The 20,848-nt window shown below is 70.3% G+C and carries 15 protein-coding genes; 7 read left to right on the forward strand and 8 right to left on the reverse strand.

Translation table 11 applies throughout. The features are described from left to right. Positions 1 to 37: 37 nt before the first annotated feature. The 5 genes from ABID77_RS17695 to ABID77_RS17715 form a co-directional block, all read right to left on the reverse strand. Entirely contained in the window at positions 38 to 751 is a 714-nt protein-coding gene (locus ABID77_RS17695; protein ID WP_429598630.1) for an ATP-binding cassette domain-containing protein, read from the reverse strand. A 53-nt stretch (positions 752 to 804) separates the two neighbouring features. Then, complete coding sequence (locus tag ABID77_RS17700; RefSeq protein WP_429598556.1) at positions 805 to 1,782, reverse strand: AEC family transporter; 978 nt, start codon at positions 1,780 to 1,782, stop codon at positions 805 to 807. An 89-nt stretch (positions 1,783 to 1,871) separates the two neighbouring features. Then, the gene (gene aldA, locus ABID77_RS17705; protein WP_429598558.1) at positions 1,872 to 3,305 is read right to left on the reverse strand and encodes an aldehyde dehydrogenase; all 1,434 of its coding nucleotides are present in this window, start codon (positions 3,303 to 3,305) and stop codon (positions 1,872 to 1,874) included. A gap of 26 nt (positions 3,306 to 3,331) precedes the next feature. Beyond that, entirely contained in the window at positions 3,332 to 5,098 is a 1,767-nt protein-coding gene (locus ABID77_RS17710; RefSeq protein WP_429598560.1) for a PQQ-dependent dehydrogenase, methanol/ethanol family, read from the reverse strand. A gap of 44 nt (positions 5,099 to 5,142) precedes the next feature. Continuing rightward, a complete protein-coding gene (locus tag ABID77_RS17715; protein WP_429598562.1) occupies positions 5,143 to 5,742 on the reverse strand; it encodes a ubiquinol-cytochrome c reductase iron-sulfur subunit in 600 nt (199 codons plus the stop codon). 203 nt (positions 5,743 to 5,945) lie between these two features. Between ABID77_RS17715 and ABID77_RS17720 the strand changes: the two genes are divergently transcribed. From ABID77_RS17720 to ABID77_RS17750, 7 genes are all read left to right on the forward strand, one after another. Further along, positions 5,946 to 7,553 carry a class I adenylate-forming enzyme family protein gene (locus ABID77_RS17720; protein WP_429598564.1) on the forward strand — a complete coding sequence of 536 codons (1,608 nt, stop codon included), beginning with the start codon at positions 5,946 to 5,948 and terminating at the stop codon, positions 7,551 to 7,553. Positions 7,554 to 7,591: 38 nt separating this feature from the next. Next, positions 7,592 to 8,620 carry a TRAP transporter substrate-binding protein gene (locus ABID77_RS17725; protein WP_429598566.1) on the forward strand — a complete coding sequence of 343 codons (1,029 nt, stop codon included), beginning with the start codon at positions 7,592 to 7,594 and terminating at the stop codon, positions 8,618 to 8,620. Positions 8,621 to 8,675: 55 nt separating this feature from the next. Continuing rightward, positions 8,676 to 10,559 (forward strand): TRAP transporter large permease subunit, encoded by a 1,884-nt coding sequence (locus ABID77_RS17730; RefSeq protein ID WP_429598568.1) that lies wholly within the window; start codon positions 8,676 to 8,678, stop codon positions 10,557 to 10,559. A 29-nt stretch (positions 10,560 to 10,588) separates the two neighbouring features. Then, positions 10,589 to 12,328, forward strand: a complete 1,740-nt coding sequence (locus ABID77_RS17735; protein ID WP_429598570.1) for a thiamine pyrophosphate-binding protein — start codon at positions 10,589 to 10,591, stop codon at positions 12,326 to 12,328. 61 nt (positions 12,329 to 12,389) lie between these two features. Next, positions 12,390 to 13,103, forward strand: coding sequence for a GntR family transcriptional regulator (locus tag ABID77_RS17740; protein WP_429598572.1), 714 nt, complete (start codon positions 12,390 to 12,392; stop codon positions 13,101 to 13,103). Between the two features lie 153 nt (positions 13,104 to 13,256). Beyond that, positions 13,257 to 15,797, forward strand: coding sequence for a TonB-dependent receptor (locus ABID77_RS17745; RefSeq protein WP_429598574.1), 2,541 nt, complete (start codon positions 13,257 to 13,259; stop codon positions 15,795 to 15,797). A gap of 49 nt (positions 15,798 to 15,846) precedes the next feature. Next, on the forward strand, positions 15,847 to 16,233 hold the full coding sequence (locus ABID77_RS17750) for a YkvA family protein (protein WP_429598576.1): 387 nt from the start codon (positions 15,847 to 15,849) through the stop codon (positions 16,231 to 16,233). A 433-nt stretch (positions 16,234 to 16,666) separates the two neighbouring features. On the opposite strand, the gene ABID77_RS17755 is transcribed toward ABID77_RS17750, so the two are convergent. The 3 genes from ABID77_RS17755 to ABID77_RS17765 all read right to left on the reverse strand — a co-directional run bounded on the left by ABID77_RS17755 (position 16,667) and on the right by ABID77_RS17765 (position 20,814). Further along, positions 16,667 to 16,927 (reverse strand): BrnA antitoxin family protein, encoded by a 261-nt coding sequence (locus ABID77_RS17755; protein ID WP_429598578.1) that lies wholly within the window; start codon positions 16,925 to 16,927, stop codon positions 16,667 to 16,669. 216 nt (positions 16,928 to 17,143) lie between these two features. Then, complete coding sequence (locus ABID77_RS17760) at positions 17,144 to 18,691, reverse strand: PepSY domain-containing protein (protein WP_429598580.1); 1,548 nt, start codon at positions 18,689 to 18,691, stop codon at positions 17,144 to 17,146. An 8-nt stretch (positions 18,692 to 18,699) separates the two neighbouring features. Next, a complete protein-coding gene (locus ABID77_RS17765; RefSeq protein WP_429598582.1) occupies positions 18,700 to 20,814 on the reverse strand; it encodes a TonB-dependent receptor in 2,115 nt (704 codons plus the stop codon). Positions 20,815 to 20,848 lie beyond the last annotated feature (34 nt).

The following is a 20,848-nucleotide window of genomic DNA, read 5'->3' on the forward strand; positions in this document are numbered from 1 at the left end:
CGTCTTCTTCGGGATGTCGTTCGTGCGATGGCGCCGCTCAGGCGGTGCGGGCGATGAAGCCGGCCTCCAGCGTCGCGCCGCCCAGCGCGTGCGCGACCTCGGCCGGCGTGCCCCGCGCCATCAGCTCGCCGCGGTGCAGCACCAGCACGCGGTCGGCGCCCTCGGCCTCGTCGACCCGGTGCGTGGCCCAGAGCACGCAGGCGCCATCGGCGCGCACGCGCTCGCGCAGGGCGCGCAGCAGGTCCAGGCGCGACTTCGGGTCCAGGCCCACCGTGGCCTCGTCCATCAGCAGCACCGCCGGACGATGCAGCCAGGCCCGCACCAGCTCGACCTTGCGCCGGTTGCCGCCGGAGAGCTCACGCACCTTGCGGTCGAGATCGACGTCCACCGCCAGCTGCGCGCAGTCCTCCTCGATGCGCCGCAGCGCGACCGCGCGCGGCAGGCCGTGCAGGTCGGCCTGGAACAGCAGGTTGCGGCGGATGCCGAGGTCGAGGTCGAGCGCGGTCTGCTGGAACACCACGCCGATGTGGCGCAGGGCCGCCGTCGCGGCGTGACGCAGCGAGTGGCCGGCCACCTCGACCTCGCCGGCGTCGGCGGCGAACAGGCCGGTGAGCACCTGGAACAGGGTCGACTTGCCGGCGCCGTTGGGCCCCAGCAGGGCCGTGAACTCGCCGGCGCCCAGGGTCAGCGTCAGGTCCTTCAGGGCGGTGCGCGCGCCATAGCGCTTGGTCAGGCCGACCGTGCGCAGCATCGCCGGTGCGCCGGCCGTCGCGGTCGATGGCATGGCGGGCGTCGCGATCGTCGTCATGTCAGGAGCGCCACGGCGAGCGGGAAGGTCAGGAAGGCAGCGATCGTGGTGCCCAGCACCACCGTCGCGATGCGGCCGGCATCGGCGCCGAAGCGCTCGGCCAGCATCGGCACGTTGCTCGCGCTGGGCAGGGCCGCCGTCAGGACCAGCACGACCAGCGTGGCCCGCTCCAGCGGCGCACCCAGCGCCATCGCCGCCGACCCCAGCGCCAGCACGATGGCCGGATGCGCCACGACCTTGCCGGCGACGAGCTGCAGCAGGTCGGCGCGCGCCGCGCCGGCCGGCGCCGCGGCCCGGCCATGCGCCTCGGCCACGAGACGCGAGCGCGCCAGCACGGCGCCGATGGTGAAGAGCGCCGCGGGCGACGCCGCGCCGGCGAGCATGTCGACCGCCGCGAACACCGGGCCGGGCAGTTGCAGGGCCGTGGCCGTCGACAGGCAGCCCAGCCCGATCGACCACGGCAGCGGATTGGCGACCATGCCGCGCAACCCCTGCAGGGCCGCGCGCCGGGCACCGCCCTCGCCGGCCGTGCCCCAGCGCGACAGCGCGATGCACAGCGAGGAGGTGAACACCATGTCGACCGCCAGCGCGACGATCGCCGGCCCGGCCGCCGTGGCGCCGAGCAATGCCACCAGCAGCGGCACGCCCATGAAGCCGGAGTTGGGAAAACTGCCCACGAGCGCGCCGAAGGCGGCGTCGTTCCAGCCGGTGCGCCGGTGGCGGGCGACGGCGATCGTCAGCGCCACCATCGCCGCCGCGGCCGCCAAGTAGGTCAGCACGATGGCCGGGTCGAGCAGCCGCACGATCGGCGTCATCGACGCGAACTTGTAGAGCATGCACGGCAGCGCGAACGACAGCACGAAGACGTTGAGCGCGGGGATCGCGTCGGCCGGCAGCAGGCCGTGGCGCGTCGCCAGGTAGCCCGCCAGCACCAGCGCGAAGAACGGGAAGGTCACGACGAGGATGTCGCTCATGGGGAAAGAGGTGGACGGGCCCGCCGCATCGCGTCCGTTCCGATCGGGCCCTCGGGCGATCGGCGCGGACGCAGCGCGGCGTCCGGGTGTCAGAGCGCGGTCTGCATGTAGACGACGTGCGTCTCCATGTGCTCGTACAGGCCGTGCTTGCCGTCGGCGCCGCCGATGCCGGACTTGCGCCGGCCGGCGTGGAAGCCCTGCATCGCCTCGAAGTGCTCGCGGTTGATGTAGGTCTCGCCGAAGCGCAGCTCGCGCACCGCCTTCATCGCCTGATTGAGATCCTTCGTGAAGACGGAGGACGTCAGGCCGTAGTCGGAGTCGTTGGCCAGCGCCAGGGCCTCGTCGAGGTCCTGCACCACCTGGATCGGCAGCACGGGGCCGAAGACCTCGCGCGTCATCACGTCCATCTCGGGCTTGCAGTTCATCAGCACGGTGGGCTCGTAGTGGTAGCCGACCCGGTCGGCGACCTTGCCGCCGGTGAGCACCTGCGCGCCCTGCGCCTTGGCCGACTCGACCATCGCGGCCATGTTGTCGCGCCCCGTCTTCGTCACCAGCGGCCCCATGTGCAGGCCCTGCTCGACGCTGGGGTCGCCGTACTTGGTGCCGGCCATGAGCTTGGTGACCTTCTCGGCCAGGGCGTCGGCCACCTTGCTCTCGACGTACACGCGCTCGGCGCAGTTGCAGGCCTGCCCGGTGTTGATGACGCGGGAGGCGAACAGCGCGTTGGCCGTCAGGTCGAGGTCGCAGTCGTTCAGGACGATGGCCGGCGCCTTGCCGCCGAGCTCGAGGTTGACGCGCGTCAGGTTGGCGCCGCAGGCGGTCATGATGCGCGAGCCGGTCGCCACGCTGCCCGTGAAGCTGACCATGCCGACGTCCTTGTGCGCGGTCAGGGCCGCGCCGGTCTCGCGGCCGCCGCACACCAGGTTGAACACGCCCGGTGGCAGGTCGGTCTCGGCCACCAGCTCGGCGAAGTCGAAGGCGTTGATCGGCGTCTCCTCGCTCGGCTTGATGACGATGGTGTTGCCGGTGACCAGCGCCGGGCCGAGCTTGCGGGCGATCAGGAAGAACGGGAAGTTCCACGGCAGGATGCCGGCGATGACGCCGATCGGCTTGCGGTAGACCAGGATCTGCTCGCCGGGGCGGTCGCTGGTGACGATCTCGCCCTCGATGCGGCGCGCCCATTCGGCCATGTAGTCGATGTAGGCGGCGGTGAACTCGATCTCCACGGCGGCGAGTTCGGGCACCTTGCCCTGCTCCATCACCACGGTGCGCGCCAGCCGCTCGGCGTTGGCGCGGATCTTGGCCGAGATGGCGCGCAGGTGGTTGGCGCGCTGGATCGCCGGCAGGCGCTCCCAGGCCGGCTGCGCCTTCTTGGCCGCCGCGACGGCGCGCTCGACGTCGGCGGCACCGCCGTCGGGCACACGCGAGATCAGCTTGTCGGTGGCCGGATTGAGCACGTCGATGGTCGCGCCGCTGCCTTCGACCCAGCGGCCATCGATGTAGTTGCGATACGTCTTGTCCATTTGCCTGTCTCCTTGTGTTCGCCGGCTCAGGCGCCGACCTTGAAAACCATCACGGTTCCGCCCTGCGGATTGACGACCTTGCGCTCGGGCAGGATCGCGTTGAAGGCGCCCTGGATGCGCTCGGCATCCACGCCCCAGCCCGCCTGCACGGCGATGTACTGCGTGCCGTCGACCTCGAAGGAGGTCGGCACGCCCACCACGCCGGAAGGCGTCGGGTATTCCCACAGCACCTTGCCGTTGGTGGCGTCGTAGGCGCGGAACAGCCGGTCGTTGGTGCCGCCGGCGAACACCAGGTTGCCGCCGGTGGTCAGCAGCGGCGCCCACAGGAAGGTGTCGAACCTGTGCGTCCAGGCCAGCTTGCCGCTCTTCATGTCCCAGGCCTGCAGCTCGCCCACGGTCTTCGACGGATCGGGCACGCGCACGCTGCCCAGCACGCCCTCGAGCGGGTAGCCGATGTAGAGGTCGCCGGGCTTGTACTTGACGTTCTCCCCCTTGGGCAGCACGCCGCACATGTTGTTGTTGGCCGGCACGTAGAGCAGGCCGGTGTCGGGGTTGTAGGCCTCCGGCGGCCAGTCCTTGCCGCCCCACAGGCCCGGGCAGAAGGCGGCGCCCTGCCTGGCGCCGGGCTTCTTGGTCTCGTCGTAGGTCAGTCGTCCGGTCTGCTTGTCGATGGCGGTGACGACGTTGTTGTTGACGTAGGGCCAGGCCTCGACGTAATTGACCTTGTCGGCCGTGCGCTCGAGGACCCACAGCATGCCGCTGCGTCCGGCGTGCACCAAGCTCTTGACCGGCTTGCCCTTCCAGGTGGTGTCGATGAGCAGCGGCGCGGAGACCTCGTCCCAGTCCCAGGCGTCGTTGTGCTGGTACTGGTGGTGGCCCTTGATGCGGCCGCTGTCGACGTCGAGCGCGATGACCGACGAGGTGTAGAGGTTGTCGCCCTTGCGCAGGTCGGCCGGCCAGGGCGCCGGATTGCCCGTGCCCCAGAAGGCCAGTCCGGTCTGCGGGTCGTAGGTGCCGGTGATCCAGATCGAGCCGCCGCCGGTCTTGTAGCCGTCGCCCGCCGGCCAGGTGTCGTTGCCGGCTTCGCCGGGGCCGGGCACGGTGTAGGTGCGCCAGGCTTCCTTGCCGGTCTGGGCGTCGAAGCCGGCGACGAAGCCACGCACACCGGTCTCGCCGCCCGAGGAACCGACCATGACCTTGCCCTTGGCCACCAGCGGCGCGAGCGTCATGTAGTAGCCGCTCTTCCAGTCGCACACGGTCGTGGTCCAGGCCACCTTGCCGGTCTTGGCGTCGAGCGCCAGGAGCTTGCAGTCGGTGGTGGCGAAGTAGACCTTGTCGCCGTAGAGCGCCACGCCGCGGCTGGTCGGGTGCAGCTGCAGCTGCTCGGCCGGCAGCTGGGCCTTGTAGCGCCAGATCTCGCTGCCGGTCTTGGCGTCGAAGGCGATCACCTGCGCGCCCGGGGTGGCGACGTACATGTAGCCGCCGTTGACGATCGGCGGCGCCTGGTGGCCCTCGCTCTGGCCGGTCGAATACGACCACGCCAGCGTCAGCTTGCCGACGTTGCCGGTGTGGATGGCCTTGAGCGGGCTGTAGCCCCAGCCGCCGTAGTTGCCGCGGTAGGACAGCCAGTTGGCCGGCTCGGGCGACTGCAGGCGCGCGTCGGTGACCGCCTGGTAGGGCCGGGACGTGGGTGGCGGCGTCTGTGCCTGCTTCTGGGTCGGCGCGGGCATCTGCGAACACGCCGCCAGCGCGCAGCCGACGGCGGCGCTGACGAGCTTCAGGGTGGGTTTCATGGAAGCGTCTCCTGTTGGAATCGGTCTGTGGAGCCGGCGCCGCCTCAGGCGGCCTTGCCGGGGGGCGAGGTGAAGGCGCCGCCCACCACCAGCGCGCCGCCGGCCACCTTCAGGGGCAATGCCGGCAGCGGCCGGGGCGCGGGGCCGGCGGTGACGGCGGCCTCCTGGTGGGGCGCGAACTTCGAGAAGTGGCAGAAGCACAGCAGCTCCTTCTCGGCCGCCACCCAGGAACTGACGTCGCAGCCCTGGTGCGTGCAGAAGGCCGAGTACGCGACGACGCCGTCGACGGCGCGGGCGGCCGTCGGCGCGTCGAGCGTCGACGGATCGAGCTTGACCAGCAGGATGCGGTTGAGCCGAGAGCTGTCGCGCAGCGTCTTGGTCTTCGGGTCGTACGGGTAGACGATCACCGGCTTCTCGCCGACCTTGATGTCGGCGCTGCGCAACGGCTTCTTCGCCTCGTCGTCGACCTGGACGAACTGGTCGCCGGTTTTCGGTCCGTCGTCGGCCCAGGTCAGGCCCGTGCCCAAGGCCAGCGCGGCGCCCGCGACCGCCCTGAGGGCCGTGCGGCGTCCGGCGTCGGCGCCGCCGCAACCGCCGCAACAGGCGTGCTGCGCCGAGGCGCCGTTCTCGATGTCAGTCTTCATCCGGTCTCCTTGGTTGGTTGGGCGTGAATTTTTTAACAGCGTTCTGAATTCAGTATTCGGGCTTTCCCCACTTTTCATTCCGAATACCGAATTCGATAGTTCGGCATCGTCACTTCGGCCATTGCCCTTCGCCGTCAGGAACCGACCATGAAACTCCTTTCCTTCCGGATTGCCCGGCCCTCCACGCCGCCGCGGGTGCAGCCATGAGCCATCTGCTGTCCGTCTCGGACGTCATCGCCGCGCACGCCCGGCTGTGTCCGCAGCGCATCGGCACGCGCGACTCGGTGCGCGCGCTCACCTTCGGCGACTGGGACCGACGCGCCACCCGGCTGGCCAACGGCCTGCTCGAGCAGGGCCTGGTCAAGGGCGACCGGGTCGGACTGCTGGCCTACAACTGCATCGAGTGGATGGAGATCTACGTCGCGCTGGCGCGCTGCGGGCTGGTGGCGGTGCCGATCAACTTCCGTCTGGTGACGCCGGAGATCGGCTACATCCTGGAACACGCGCAGGTGCAAGCGGTGATCGTCCAGGACGAGCTGGTCGGCCTGGTCGAGCCCCTGCGCGCCACGCTGCCGCTGCGGGCAGGACGCCACGTCCATTTCGGCGCCGCGACGCCGCCGCCGGGCTGGACCGGCTACGAGACCCTGATCGACGGCGCGGCGGCGACGTGGCCCGGCATCAAGGTGCGGCCCGAGGACACCTTCGCCCTCATGTACACCTCCGGCACCACCGGCAAACCCAAGGGCGTGGTGCGCAACCACGAGGGCAATGCGCTGATCGCGCTGGCCACGGCGGTCGAGTTCGGCTTCTCGCGCGAGGACACGGCGCTGCTGGTGATGCCGCTGTGCCACGCCAACTCGCTCTACTTCGGCCTGACTTTCATGTACCTGGGCGCGACCATCGTGGTGGACGACCACAAGAGCTTCGATCCGGAAGCCCTGCTGGCGATGCTGGCGCGCGAGAAGGTGACTTTCACCTCGCTGGTGCCCACCCACTACATCATGATGCTCGGTCTGCCGGCCGCGACGCGATCGAAGTACGACGTCGGCGCGGTCGAGAAATTGCTGATCTCCTCGGCGCCGGCGCGCCGGGACACCAAGCTGGCGATCCTCGGACACTTCCGCAACTCCAAGCTGTTCGAGCTCTACGGCTCCAGCGAGGCCGGCTGGGTCACGCTGCTGCGGCCGGAACAGCAGCTCGAGCGCATGGGCACCGTGGGGCGCGAGTGGGCCGGCTCCGGCGCCATCCGCATCCTCGATCCGGAGGGCCGCGAAGTGCCCGACGGCGAGGTCGGCGAACTCCACTCCCGCACCGCCTACGTCTTCGACGGCTACTGGCGCAATCCGGAGAAGACGGCCGAGGCCTTCCGCGGCGACTGGTGCTCGGTCGGCGACATGGCGCTGCGCGACGCCGACGGCTTCATCCGGCTGGTCGACCGCAAGAGCAACATGATCATCAGCGGCGGCGAAAACGTCTACCCGTCCGAGGTGGAGGCCGTCATCGCCGGCCATGCGAGCGTCAAGGACGTCGCCGTGATCGGCATGCCGCACGAGAAATGGGGCGAGAGCGTGCATGCGGTGGTGGTGCTGCACGGACCGGCGGCGGACCCGGCGGCGGCCGAGGCCGAGCTCGTCGCCTGGTGCCGCGAGCGCCTGGCGGGCTACAAGCGGCCGCGCTCCATCAGCTTCGTCGCCGATGCCGAGATGCCGCGCACCGCGACCGGAAAGATCCTGCACCGCACGCTGCGCGAAACCATGACGCAGCGCGCCGCGCAGTCCGCCCGGACCGCGCACACCCCCTCCCCCGCCTGAGATCCCCCACCCGGACCCGAACCCGAGGAGACACACCCATGCTGACCCGTAGAACCCTGCTCGCCACCGGCGCGGCGATCGGCTGCGGCCTCGCCGAGCGCGCGGCCCAGGCCCAGGCGGCCCAGGCCCAGGCCGCCCAGGCCGAACACAAGTTCAAGCTCGGCAACGACCTGCCGGCCACCCACTCGGTGAACGTGCGCCTGCGCGAGGCGGTGGCGGCCATCGCCGCGGAGAGCCAGGGCCGCGTCGCGATCCAGCTGTTTCCCAACAACCAGCTCGGCAGCGACTCCGACATGATGTCGCAGGTGCGCTCCGGCGCCCTGGAGCTGGCGACCTTCCCCGGCACGGTGATGTCGACCCTGGTGCCGGTGACGGCGATCACCGGCGTCGGCTTCGCCTTCCAGGGCTACGACAAGGTGTGGGCCGCCATGGACGGCAGCATCGGTGCCCACGTGCGCGGCGCCATCGCCAAGACCGCGCTGGTGCCCTTCGAGGCGGTGTGGGACAACGGTTTCCGCCAGATCACCACCAGCACCCGGCCGATCCGCACGCCCGAGGACCTGCGGAACTTCAAGATCCGCGTGCCGGTGGTGCCGCTGTGGGTGCAGATGTTCAAGTCGCTCGGCGCCGCGCCGGTCAGCCTGCCGCTGAGCGAGGCCTACCAGGCGCTGCAGACCAAGGTCGCCGACGGCCAGGAGAATCCGCTGGCGCTGATCGACGCGGCCAAGTTCTTCGAGGTGCAGAAGTACTGCTCGCTGACCGACCACGCCTGGGACGGCTTCTGGTTCGTGGCCAGCGGCAAGGTCTGGAAGGGCGTGCCCGAGGACGTCAGGACCCTGGTGGCCAGGCACGTCAACGCGGCGGCGAAGAAGCAGCGCGACGACATCGGAAAGGCCAACGTCGACCTGCAGAAGGCGCTCGAAGGCAAGGGCCTGACCTTCAACAAGGTCGACACGGCCGCCTTCCGCACGGCGCTGCAGAACGCCGGCTTCTACAAGGAGGCCCGTGCCCGGTTCGACAAGGAGGCCTGGGCCCTGCTCGCGCAGCACACCGGGGACATCGGATGAACGCCGTGCGCATCGCATCCCTTCCGTCGGCCAGTGGCGGCCCGAGGCGCCGGTGATGCAGCCCGTCGCCGAGGCGCCCCGGGGCGCGTTCGCCGCCGCGCTGCCCGAGGGCGTCGCGGCCCGCGCGGCCGGCTTCGTCGAGCGCCTGCTGGGGCGGGGCATCGAGGGGATCGCGGCGTCGCTGATCGGCGTCGAGGTCGTGATCCTGCTGATGGGCGTGGTCACGCGCTACTTCCTGCATTCGCCGCTGTTGTGGGTGGACGAGGCGGCCTCGATCCTGTTCTTGTGGCTGTCCGCGCTCGGCGCCGTCGTCGCCCTGCGGCGCGGCGAGCACATGCGCATGACGGCGCTGGTGGCCAAGGTCTCGCCCGGGACGCGCGTGTTCCTGGAGACCGTCGGGCTGGCCGCCTCGCTGGCCTTCTTGCTGTTCCTGGCCGTGCCGGCCGTCGAGTACGCGGTGGGCGAGGCCGACGTCACGACACCCGCGATGGAGATCTCCAACGGCTGGCGTGCCGCGGCGCTCCCGGTGGGCATCGGCCTGATGGCGCTGATGGCGGCGATCCGGCTGCTGCGCACGCCGGACTGGCGGCGCGTGCTCGGCGCGCTGGCCCTGGTGGCCGCGGCGTGCCTGGCCTTCCGCCTGGTCGGCCCGTCGCTCAAGGGGCTGGGAAATCTCAACCTGCTGATCTTCTTCGTCGGCGTGACCTCGGCGACGGTGCTCATGGGCGTGCCGATCGCGATCTGCTTCGGCCTGGCGACCTACGGCTTCCTGGCGCTGACCACCGGCCTGCCGATGGAAGTGATGATCGGACGCATGGACGAGGGCATGTCGCACATCGTCCTGCTGGCGGTGCCGCTGTTCGTCTTCCTGGGGCTGCTCATCGAGATGACGGGCATGGCGCGCGCCATGGTCGGCTTCCTGGCGACGCTGCTGGGCCACGTGCGCGGCGGCCTCTCGTACGTGCTGCTGGGGGCGATGTACCTGGTGTCCGGCATCTCCGGCTCCAAGGTCGCGGACATGGCGGCGGTGGCGCCGGTGCTGTTCCCGGAGATGAGGAAGCGCGGCGCCCGGGACGGCGACCTGGTGGCGCTGCTGTCGGCCACCGGCGCGCAGACCGAGACCATCCCGCCGAGCCTGGTGCTCATCACGATCGGCTCGGTCACCGGGGTGTCGATCGCGGCCCTGTTCACCAGCGGGATGGTGCCGGGCCTGGTCCTGGCGGCCACCCTGGGCACGGTGGTCTGGTGGCGCTACCGGGGCGAGGACCTGTCGCGGGTCGCCAAGGCCAGCGGCACGCAGATCCGCGCCGCGCTGGTGGCGGCGCTGCCGGCGCTGCTGCTGCCCTTCGTGATCCGCGCGGCGGTGGTCTACGGCGTGGCGACGGCGACCGAGGTCTCGACGCTGGGCATCGCCTACTCGTTCGTCGTCGGGGTGCTGGTCTACCGCCGGATGCCCTGGCGCCGGCTGGTGCCGGTGCTGGTCGAGACCGCGACGCTGACCGGCGCGATCCTGTTCATCATCGCCACCGCGACCGCCATGGCCTGGGCCCTGACGCAGTCGGGCTTCTCCAACACCCTGGCCGAGGGCATGGCCGCGCTGGGCGGGCCGACCGCCTTCCTGGTGGTGTCGATGCTCGCCTTCATCGTGCTGGGCAGCGTGCTGGAGGGCATCCCGGCGATCGTGCTGTTCGGCCCGCTGCTGTTCCCGATCGCGCGCCAGATGGGCGTGCACGAGGTGCACTACGCGATGGTGGTCGTGCTCTCGATGGGCATCGGCCTGTTCGCGCCGCCCTTCGGCGTGGGCTATTACGCGGCCTGCGCCATCGGCCGCATCGAACCCTCCGCCGGCATGAAGCCGATCGTGGGCTACCTGCTGGCCCTGTTCGCGGGCCTGCTCGTCGTCGCCTTCGTGCCCTGGCTGTCGACCTTCCTGCTCTGACCTTCCACCACCCGCATCACGCCACCACCATGTCCACCGCACCCCCCATCACCGAACGCTCCGCCGCCGCCCTCGTCGCGCGCTTCCTGAAATCCCGCGGCGTCGAGCGCGTGTTCGCCCTGTGCGGCGGCCACATCATGCCGCTGTGGATGCGGCTGGACGCCGAAGGCATCCGGATCGTCGACGTGCGCGACGAGCGCGCCGCCGTCTACATGGCGCACGCCCACGCCGAGCTCACCGGCGGCCTGGGCGTGGCCCTGGTCACCGCCGGCCCCGGCGTGACCAACGCCATGACCGGCATCGCCAACGCGTTCGTCGCCAAGGCGCCGGTGCTGATCCTGTCGGGCACGCCGCCGCGTCCGCAGGAGAACCGGGGCGCGCTGCAGGACATGATCCACACCGACTTCGTGCGGCCGCTGACCCGCTATGCGCGCACCGTGCGGCAGCCCGAGCTGGTGCTGCAGGAGCTCGACGCGGCAGTGTCCTCGGCCTTCGGCCAGGGCGGCGAGCCCGGCCCGGTCTACCTGGACTTTCCCGTGGACACCCTGCGCGCGGAGGTGCCGCGCGTGCTGGAGCTGCCCGAGCAGATGACGGGCTCGGCGCGCCCGCGCTTCCTGCCGGATCCCGACGCCGTGGCGCGCGCGGCCGAGCTGCTGCTGGCGGCGAAGAAACCGCTGTTCATCTCCGGACGCGGGGCGCGCGGCGCCGGGCCGCAGCTCGCGACATTGCTGGAGCGCCTGGGCGCGCTCTACCTCGACACCGGCGAGAGCCGCGGGCTGGTGGCCGACGACCATCCGGCGGTCGTGGCGGCGATGCGCGGCTCGGTGATGAGCGAGGCCGACCTGATCGTCACCGTCGGCCGGCGCCTGGACTTCCAGCTCGCCTACGGCTCGCCGGCCGTCTTCGGCGAGGCGAAGTTCCTGCGCATCGCCGACTGCGCCGGGGAGCTGCGCGACAACCGGCGCGGCGCGGTCGAACTCTTCGCCACGCCGGCGGCGGCCCTCGACGCGCTGCTGCGGGCCACCGAGGGCCGCACCGGCGCCGCCGACCGCGCCTGGGCGGCGTCCACGCGCGCGCGCCACCTGGAACGCGCCGACAAGCTGGTGGCCTCGATGAAGGCCGCGCCCGCGGGCAGCGACGGCCGCATGCATCCCAACCGCCTGGTCGCGGCCCTGCGCGAGGCCCTGCCCGCCGACGCGGTGTTGGTGGCCGACGGCGGCGACTTCCTCAGCTTCGCGCGCGTCGGCCTGCCCGCCACCACCTACCTCGACCCCGGCTCACTCGGCTGCATCGGCGTGGGCACGCCGTTCGGCGTCGCGGCCAGCCTGGCATTGCCCGACCGCGTGGTGGTGGTCGCCACCGGCGACGGCTCGTTCGGCTTCAACGCCATGGAGATCGACACCGCCGCGCGCCACCAGGCGCCGGTGCTGATCGTGGTGGCGAACAACGGCAGCTGGGCCATCGAGGTGCGCGACCAGCAGGAGAACTTCGGCAAGGTCGTGGGCACGCGGCTGCAGTACGCCGACCACGCGGCGATGGCGCGCGCCTTCGGACTGCATGGCGAGCGCGTCGAGCGCGCCGAGGACCTGCCCGGGGCGATCGAGCGCGCGCTGGCCAACCGGCCGGCGCTGCTCGACGTCGTCGTCACGCCCGAGCCGGCCTCGTCGGACGCCAAGTCCGGCCTGGCCTGGGTGCCCGACCTGCAGCCCCTGGGCGCCTGGGACGACGCCGAGCGGCGCTGGCGGGCGGCGTCGCCTCCGACGCAATGACCCCTGCGCATCGCATCCGGACATCGCGGCCCGCGCCGGAGCCTTCCCTATACTGATTTCGATGAAAGAACTGACCCTCCACCCCAAGCGCGTCGAACAGGTCTACGAGGCGATCCTCAACGAGATCACGGACGGCCGGCTGTCGCCCGGGGCGCGGGTGATCCAGGAACACATCGCGCAGGAGCTGGGGGTGTCGCGCCAGCCGGTGCAGCAGGCGCTGCTGCTGCTGCGCAACAAGGGCGTTCTGGTGGACGCGCCCGGACGCGGCCTGATCGTGGCGCCGCTGGACCTCGATCACGTGCAGAACATGTACGAGATCCGGGCGGTGCTCGAGGGACTGGCTTTTCGCAACGCCGCCGAGCGCAACGCCGAGCAAGCCGGCCGCCTGGGTCCGGCCTTCATCGAGAAGGGCCGCGAGGCCGTCAGGAGCAAGTCGGTGTCAGCCATGATCGCCGCCGACCGCGACTTCCACGCCTTCGTCTACGCCCTGTCGGAGAACGCGTTGATCGCTCCGAGCATGGAGGCGCAGTGGACCTCCACGCAGCGCGTGATGGGCGAGGTGCTCATGCGCGACGAGAAGCCGCGCGACATCTGGAACCAGCACGAGGCCATGCTGGCCGAGGTCGCGCGCGGCCAGGGCGCGGTCGTGGAGGAACTGGCGCGCCAGCACGTGCTGCAGGCCGCCCACTTCATGATCACGCGCCTGCGCAGCCAGCGCCAGCCGGCGCCCGTCGACCCGGCCGGCCCCCCCGAGCCCCTGCGCGCGACCGGCTGATCGCCGGCGCGCCCTCGGGGCATTCCCGGAGCCGGCGGGCGCTCGGGAAATTTTCCCTGTCGCGCCGACGAGACGGCGCATACCTTGGGGGACGGGCTTTCCACACGCCCGATCCGAAGCATCGAACTTCATTTTCCCGAGGAGACATCCCCCATGCACTGCCGCGCCCGCCCCCCGGCCTTTTCCCGTGCGTCGATGGCCCTGGCCTGCCTGTCGCTGTGCCACTCGATCCAGGCCCAGACGCAGACCCCGGCGAATGCGCCGGCCCGCGACCTGCCCACCGTCACGGTCGTGGCGCCGACGCCGCTGCCCGGCCTGGACGTCCCGGTCGACCAGATGCCGGCCAACGTGCAGACCTTCACCGATGCCGCGCTGGAAGCGTCGCTGGTGCCCGACCTGTCGAGCCACCTGGTGCGCGCGGTGGGCAGCGTGACGGTCAACGAGACCCAGGGCAACCCGTTCCAGCCGGACATCAACTACCGCGGCTTCACCGCCTCGCCCCTGCTCGGCACGCCGCAGGGGCTGTCGGTCTACATGGACGGCGTGCGCCTGAACCAGCCCTTCGGCGACGTCGTCAGCTGGGACCTGATCCCGCGTAACGCGATCGCCAGCGTGGCGCTGATGCCGGGCAGCAATCCGCTGTTCGGCCTGAACGCCCTGGGCGGCGCGCTGGCGATCCAGACCAAGGACGGCCTGCGCAACCCGGGCACGTCGCTCCAGCTGTCGGGCGGGTCGTGGGGCCGCGTTGCCACCGAGTTCGAGACCGGCGGCAGCGACGCCGCCAGCGGCTGGAACTGGTTCGTCTCCGGCAACCGCCTGCACGAGCGCGGCTGGCGCACCGAGTCGCCCTCGGACCTGGGTCAGCTCTTCGCCAAGGTCGGCCGCCGGACGCGCGACGGCAGCATCTCGCTCACCGCCGCGCTGGCCGACAACGACCTCACCGGCAACGGCGTGCAGGAGTCCGCCGCCCTGCGGCGCGACTGGGCCAGCGTGCGCACCGTGCCCGACGTCACCCGCAACAAGGCGGCGTTCCTCAACCTCGCCGCGACGCAGGCGCTCGACGACCGCTGGACGGCGTCGGGCAACGTCTACTACCGGAACATCCGCACCCGCACCTTCAACGGCGACCTCAACGACGAGGCCCTGGAGGAATCGGTCTACCAGCCCAGCGCCGCCGAGCGCACGGCGCTGGCGCGCGCCGGCTACACCGGCTTCCCGATCGCCGGCGCCAACGCCGCCAACACGCCCTTCCCGCGCTGGCGCTGCATCGCCAACGCATTGCTCAACACCGAGCCGAACGAGAAGTGCAACGGCCTGGTCAACCGCACCGAGACGCGCCAGCGGAACTACGGCCTGGCCGGCCAGGTCGCGACGCAGGCGCGCATCGGGAGCATCGAGCACGCGGTGACGATCGGCGCCGCCTACGACGCCAGCCGGGTGCGCTTCGGCCAGAGTTCGCAGTTCGGCTACGTGAACCCCGACCGCAGCATCACCCCGGTCACCGGTCCGGGCGCCTTCGCCGACGGCACGCAGGATTCGGAGAACGCCTTCGACGCGCGCGTCGCCCTGGCCAGCCGATCCCGCACCGGCAGCCTCTACGCCACCGACGTCGTCGCGCTGGACGAGCGCACGCACCTGACGCTCTCGGGCCGCTACAACCGCACCCGGATCGACAACCGCGACGGCCTGAACCCCGGCGGCGGGCCAGGCTCGCTCGACGGCGACCACACCTACGGCCGCTTCAACCCGGCCGTCGGCCTGACCTTCGCGCCGAGCACCGCGCTGACCGTCTATGCCGGCGTCAACCAGGGCAGCCGCGCGCCGACGGCGATCGAACTGGGCTGCGCCGACCCGGCCAACCCCTGCAAGCTGCCCAACGCCTTCGCCGGCGATCCGCCGCTCAGGCAGGTCGTGACCACCACCTTCGAGGCCGGCCTGCGTGGCCGGGTGCGCGACGAGCTGGCCTGGAACCTGGGCGTGTTCCGCTCCGACAACCGCGACGACCTGCTCTTCGTCGCCGACGATTCAAGCGGCTTCGGCTACTTCAGGAACTTCGGCAGGACGCGGCGCCAGGGCGTCGAGGCCGGATTGGACGCCGTGGTGGCGCGCGGCTTCAGCGTCGGCGGCAACCTCATGCTGCTCGACGCCACCTACCGCAGCGCGGAGACCGTCGGCGGCTCCGGCAACAGCAGCAACGACGCCGCCCGGGCCGGCTTCCCGGGCACCGGGGGCAACATCGACATCGAGCCCGGCAACCGCATCCCGGGATTGCCGCGCCAGGTGCTCAAGCTCAACGCCGCCTACCAGCCGAACGCGCAATGGCGCATCGGCCTGGACATGCTGGCCTCGGCCGGCGCGAACCTGCGCGGCAACGAGAACGGCGAGCACGCGAGCGACGGCCGCTTCTACACCGGTGAGGGCCGCAGCGCCGGCTACGCGGTGTTCAACCTCGGCGTGCGGTACCGGCCTCGCCCCGGTCTGCAGTTCTTCGCGCAGGTCGTCAACCTGTTCGACCGCAGGTACGCGACCGGCGGCCAGCTGGGCGCCGCCGGCTTCGCGACCAACGGCGGCTACCTCGCGCGCGGCCTGCCGCAGAACGCCAACGGCGACTACCCGGTCGGCCGCGCGAGCCTGCTGGCGCCCGGCGCGCCGCGCGCCGCCTGGATCGGGGTGCGCTACACCTTCGGTGCCTGAGCCGGACCGGCCACGCCCCGCGTCACCGGGGCGTGGCATGCTCGCGCCGATGCGCATCACCGACCGACTCCGGACCTGGGCACGGCGCGTCAAGCGCGACGGCGTCACGCTCTGGTTCGCGCTGCGCCACCCGCTCACGCCCTGGCATGCCAAGGCGCTCGGCGTGCTCGTCGTCGCCTATGCCCTGAGCCCGATCGACCTGATCCCGGACTTCATCCCGGTGCTGGGCTATGTCGACGACGTCCTGCTGCTGCCGGCCCTGATCTGGCTCGCCATCCGGCTGCTGCCGTCGCCGGTGCTCGCGCAATGTCGCCTCCGGGCCGACGAATGGATGCGGACGCGAGGAGCCAAGCCCACCAGCCAACTCGGCGCGGTGCTCGTCGTGCTGCTGTGGGCCGGTGCGACCGCGCTGGCGATCACCTGGTGGCTGTCCTGATGCTGTACGTGGGTCGCAGGACCGCGCTAGCTTCACAGCGGCCTCTCCTCGGTGAACTTCGAGTGCTCGGCGCGGCGTTGTAGCAACCAGTGCCAAGTTGGCTGATTCAAGCTGGTGAATCTGAGAACGCTAGCATCTCAATCGCCATGCCTCGTCGCGTGACCGATCGCGCGCCACTACCTGAAGTGTCTTGCTCCATCTTCACGCCAGCCCTGTGAAGGGAAAGGTACAGCTTTTTCGAGAATCGATTCAATGCAATCAATTCGGTTGATAAATCACGGATCATGAGCGTTATCAACATGCTGCTTCGACTGCGTCTTCATACGATTCGACATGGATCTTCCATTGGTGATTGACTTCCAATTTTCGACCAGCAGTCTCGTGATTTCTGAAACCAACGAGCACAAGAAGGACAAGTTGCAGAGCGCACTTTTCAAAGGGTCGAGTGCCGCGCAATGTATTCCTTGAGCGCGCTATCCATCCGCGACTGCCAGCCGTCACCCGTGGCACGGAAGAAGTCCACGACCTCCCGGCTGTAGCGTACCAACAGCAGCACCTTGCTCGAAGCCGACCGCGGTCGGCCACCACGATGGACCCTGGCTTTCGCAAGCATGTCCTCCGTCAGTTCTGGCAGTTCGTCATGGTCCGACTGCGTGAGCTGATGACCATCGACTTTCGTCAGGTCAGAGCCCAAGCCGTGCGCCGATACGTTCCTGTTCGCGTTCGTCGGCTTTCCTCATGCTGAAGATGTGGCGGTCCGTGCCACGCGGTGTGTGGCCGACGACCACCAGAGGTCCGGCCAACCAGCCGAAACCAACGTCCGAGCTCTCTTGGCAGGGTCGAAGGTCACTTTCATGGAGTTGTTGTCGCTACGATAACCAGAGGCTGCACCGGCGACCCTGATCGTTCGCTAGCCCACTTGGGTTCTCACTCGACGTCGCCGTTGACGTCGCAACCATCGCCAGCCGACGACGACACCGCTGGCCGAAACGACCATGCCGATGACCGACAGCGTCCAGACGACGATGTCCCAGGCCGGCCGATGCGCGATCAGCCACGGGAAATCCAGGCTGTGCGCGGCATTGAAGAGCCATCGCCGCAGACGCGTCGTGCGGTCGCTGCTGCCGACGATCTGGCCGTCGGTCGGGTCGATGTAGACCCAGCTGCCCGCCGGATCGTCGAAGCGGATGCGCCACACGGGCAGGACACGCTCCCGGTGGTGTCCATACCAATGGAAGTCGGCTCGCGTCTGCAGCGTGGCGTCGACGATCGACGCGCCAGGACGCAGTCGCATGGCGGCACGAACCAGTTCCTGGCCTTCAATGCCAACGTGTGCGCCCGACGACGCATCCACGACTTGCACGGCCGCTCGCGCATCGCGCAACCGCAGCAGCGTCCGACCGTCGAACCACAGAAGCACAGCCTCGCGCGGTGCAGCCAGGTCGGTGCCCACGGACACAGCGATGGGCGGCCAAGGAATGTCCGGCGTGCCGGCATCGATGCCGGCGTACCGCGCCAGTGCGGCGGCGTCGGTGCCACCCCGCTGGAACCAGCCGTTGGGATTCATGGACAGCCACCCGCTCACGATCCAGGTCAACACGAAGAAGCCGCCCACCAGACCGGCGACATGGTGCCAGGCCATCCAGCCGGTGTGGGGCGTGGCCGAGCCGCGGCGGTAGCGCCGCCGCAAGCGAAGACGCAGGATGCCGATCACGATGCCCGTCACGGCCGAGACGATGCATGCCGCCGACAGCCACACCACCACGTCGTGCCACAGCGGGGGGTCGGCGCGCAGCGGCGTGAAATAGATCCAGTGCGGCACCGACCCCAGCCAGTTCCAGAAGCGCTCGGCACGCGTGGTATCGCGCACCACCTCGCCATTGCGCTGGGACACGTAGAGTTCCGTGCCTTGCGCATCGCCCACCGCGATGCGGTGCAGCGGCCGCAGTGCATCCAGGCCCTGGGGCACGGTCCACTGATCGCGCGCCAGCGTCTCGACCCAGAACGCCTGCGGATGACCCGAGAACGCACGCGCGACGGCCGTGGCCTGGGCGGCATCGACATCGCCCAGGACCTGACCCGTGCGGGCGGACACCGTGAGGCGGCCGCCGCGCGCGTCCACGATGCGCCACACCGGTTCGAAGCCGAGGCCGAGGCCGGAGTCGGTCCGGCCTGCCTGCATCTCCAACCCGATGCGGCGCGGCGGCAGGTCGCGCACCGTCCCGGGCAGCAGCGCCAGCGCGGCCGCCGGCGCCACGACGGCCTGCTCGAGTCGCAGCGGTGCGAGGCCCGCGAGCCGCTCGACGTCGGTGAGGTTCGGGTACCCCACGTACATCATCACCACGCCCGAAGCGAACCACATGACGAACAACAGACAGCCGCCGATGCCCAGCCACCGGTGCGTCCAGTAGAGCCCGTGCCGCACGCGCGGCCAGGCCCGTCGCCAGAGCGCGGTCATGCCGCGCGTCAGAAGTTCACCAGCGCCGAGAGCTCGACCGCGCGCGGCCGGCCCAGGAGCCACTGATTGCCGCCATTGGAGAACGACACCGGGTAGCGGCGATCGCCGAGGTTGTGGCCGCGCAGCGCGAACCGCAGCGACGGGCTCGCGCGCCAGCTCACGCCACCGTCGGCCACCGCATAGGAGCCGATCTGGCGCGTGTTGGCCGCGTCGACCTGCCGCGCACCCACATGGCGCACGCCGACGTCGGCCTCCCACTGCGGCAGGAAGCGCCAACGCAGCCAGAGGTTGGCCGCCTGCTCGGGCACTCCCGTGGGCGTGTTGCCGGTCCGCGAGATCAGGGCGCCACCCACCACCTCGTTGAAGTCGTCGTAGCGTGCGCGCAGCTTCGCGACGTTGGCTTCGAGCCGCAGGGTCGAGGTCAAGGCCCAGTCGAGCGTGGCTTCGATGCCCTCGGAGGACTGCCTGCCGATCTGCTGGGTGAGGTTCGGATTGAACGTGTCGCGCGAGAGCAGCCTGTCCTTCTCGATGCGGTAGGCGGCCACGGTCCAGGCGCCCCTCTCCTGCGCCAGCTGCCGCTTGTAGCCCACCTCCACCTGCCGGCCGGTGCTCAGGTCGAAGGGCACCTGGGTGGCGGACGTGGTGATCAGCGAGGTCAGCGGATCGGCCGCCCGCGCCACCTGGGCATAGAAGGATTGCGCAACGTCAGGCGCATACACCACGCCGAGACGTCCCGTGGGGAACTCGAAGGTCTTGTCGATGGTGTTGGCCGCATTGAGGAGATCCGCGCGCTCGACCTTCGCGTGGTCCCAGCGAACGCTGCCCACCACCGACCAGCGATCGTTGAATTCCAGCTTGTCCTCGGCGAAGAACGCATGGGTGTTCGTGCGGGTGCGATAGCGCGGCGTGTAGGCCACCGGCGAAGCGTAGAGGCCTGCGTCGAAGACGAAAGGGTCGACCGTCGAGCGTGCGCCGTAGGGCGAGTCGTTGGTGTGCTGGAAATCGATGCGATTGACGTCGAGCCCGACGAGCACCTGGTTGTTCAGGCCGAGCAGGTCGTGCCGGAGCGTGACGTCCGTGCGGTTGCCGATCTGTTCCTGGTCGTGACCGATCTGGAGGTAGTCGCCGCGCGCCACGCGGCGGGTCGCGGCATTGAAGGTGTAGCTTTCGGTGTTGCGCCAGTGACGCTGGCTCGCCAGCCGGTAGAGCTGGTTGCGCACGGTCGCGGCGCTGCCGGGCGCCCACTGCGCGTCGAGGCGGGTCCACCGGTCGTCGTACCGGATCTCGGCGTCGTCGACGTTGTAGTTCTGGCGCAGGGTCCTGGCGTCGAGGCGGCCGTCGATCAGCGGCACGCCGTAGTAGGTCTGTGCCGACTGACGGCCCTCGTCATGGGACAGCGTGAAGTTCAGTCGCGGCGAGACGTCGAGCCGCACCGCGGCGCCCACGGCCAGGCTGTCGGCATCGCCTCGCTGCATGAAGCCGTCGGTGCGACGGTGGCTGACGTCGAGGCGATAGGACAGGCGGTCGTCGATGGCACCACCGCTGCCGAAAGCGACCTGGCGGGTGGCGTCGGAGCCCAGCGTCAGCAGGGCTTCGTTCCGGATCGGACCCTGCATCGGTTTCTTCGGAACGACATTGATCGCGCCGCCGATGGCGCCCTCCCCGTACATCACCGAGGCCGCGCCGCGAAGCACCTCGATGCGATCGATCGACCAGGTGTCGAAGGGAAAGGTCACGGTGCCGGCACCGGCATAGAGCCGGGTGCCGTCGAACAGCTGCATCACCGAGCCATGGCCGGAGAAGCCGCGTGCCGCCATGGCGGTGCCGCCGTTGCCCGGACCCGGGGAACCGGTGATGCCGGTGGCGCGCGTGGCGGCCTCGACCACCGAGACGTCACCGCGCGCACGGATGAGGTCACCGCCGAGCACCTCGATGCTCGCGGGCGTCTCCAAGGGCGTCAGACCCAGCCGGCTGCCGGTCTCGGTGGGCAGGTCGATCGAGAGCGGCGTGTGTCGATCGGCTTCGACCTGGACCTGGTTGAGGCTCCGGTCACTGCCTCCAAAGGTGCGTTCGGATTGCTGGGCGACGACGCCGGCAGGTCCGACGGCCAGACCGATGCTCAACGAAAGGCTGGACAGACGCGTGCGACGACCGGGC

The organism is Variovorax sp. PvP013, assembly GCF_050435945.1.
Classification (GTDB): domain Bacteria; phylum Pseudomonadota; class Gammaproteobacteria; order Burkholderiales; family Burkholderiaceae_C; genus Variovorax.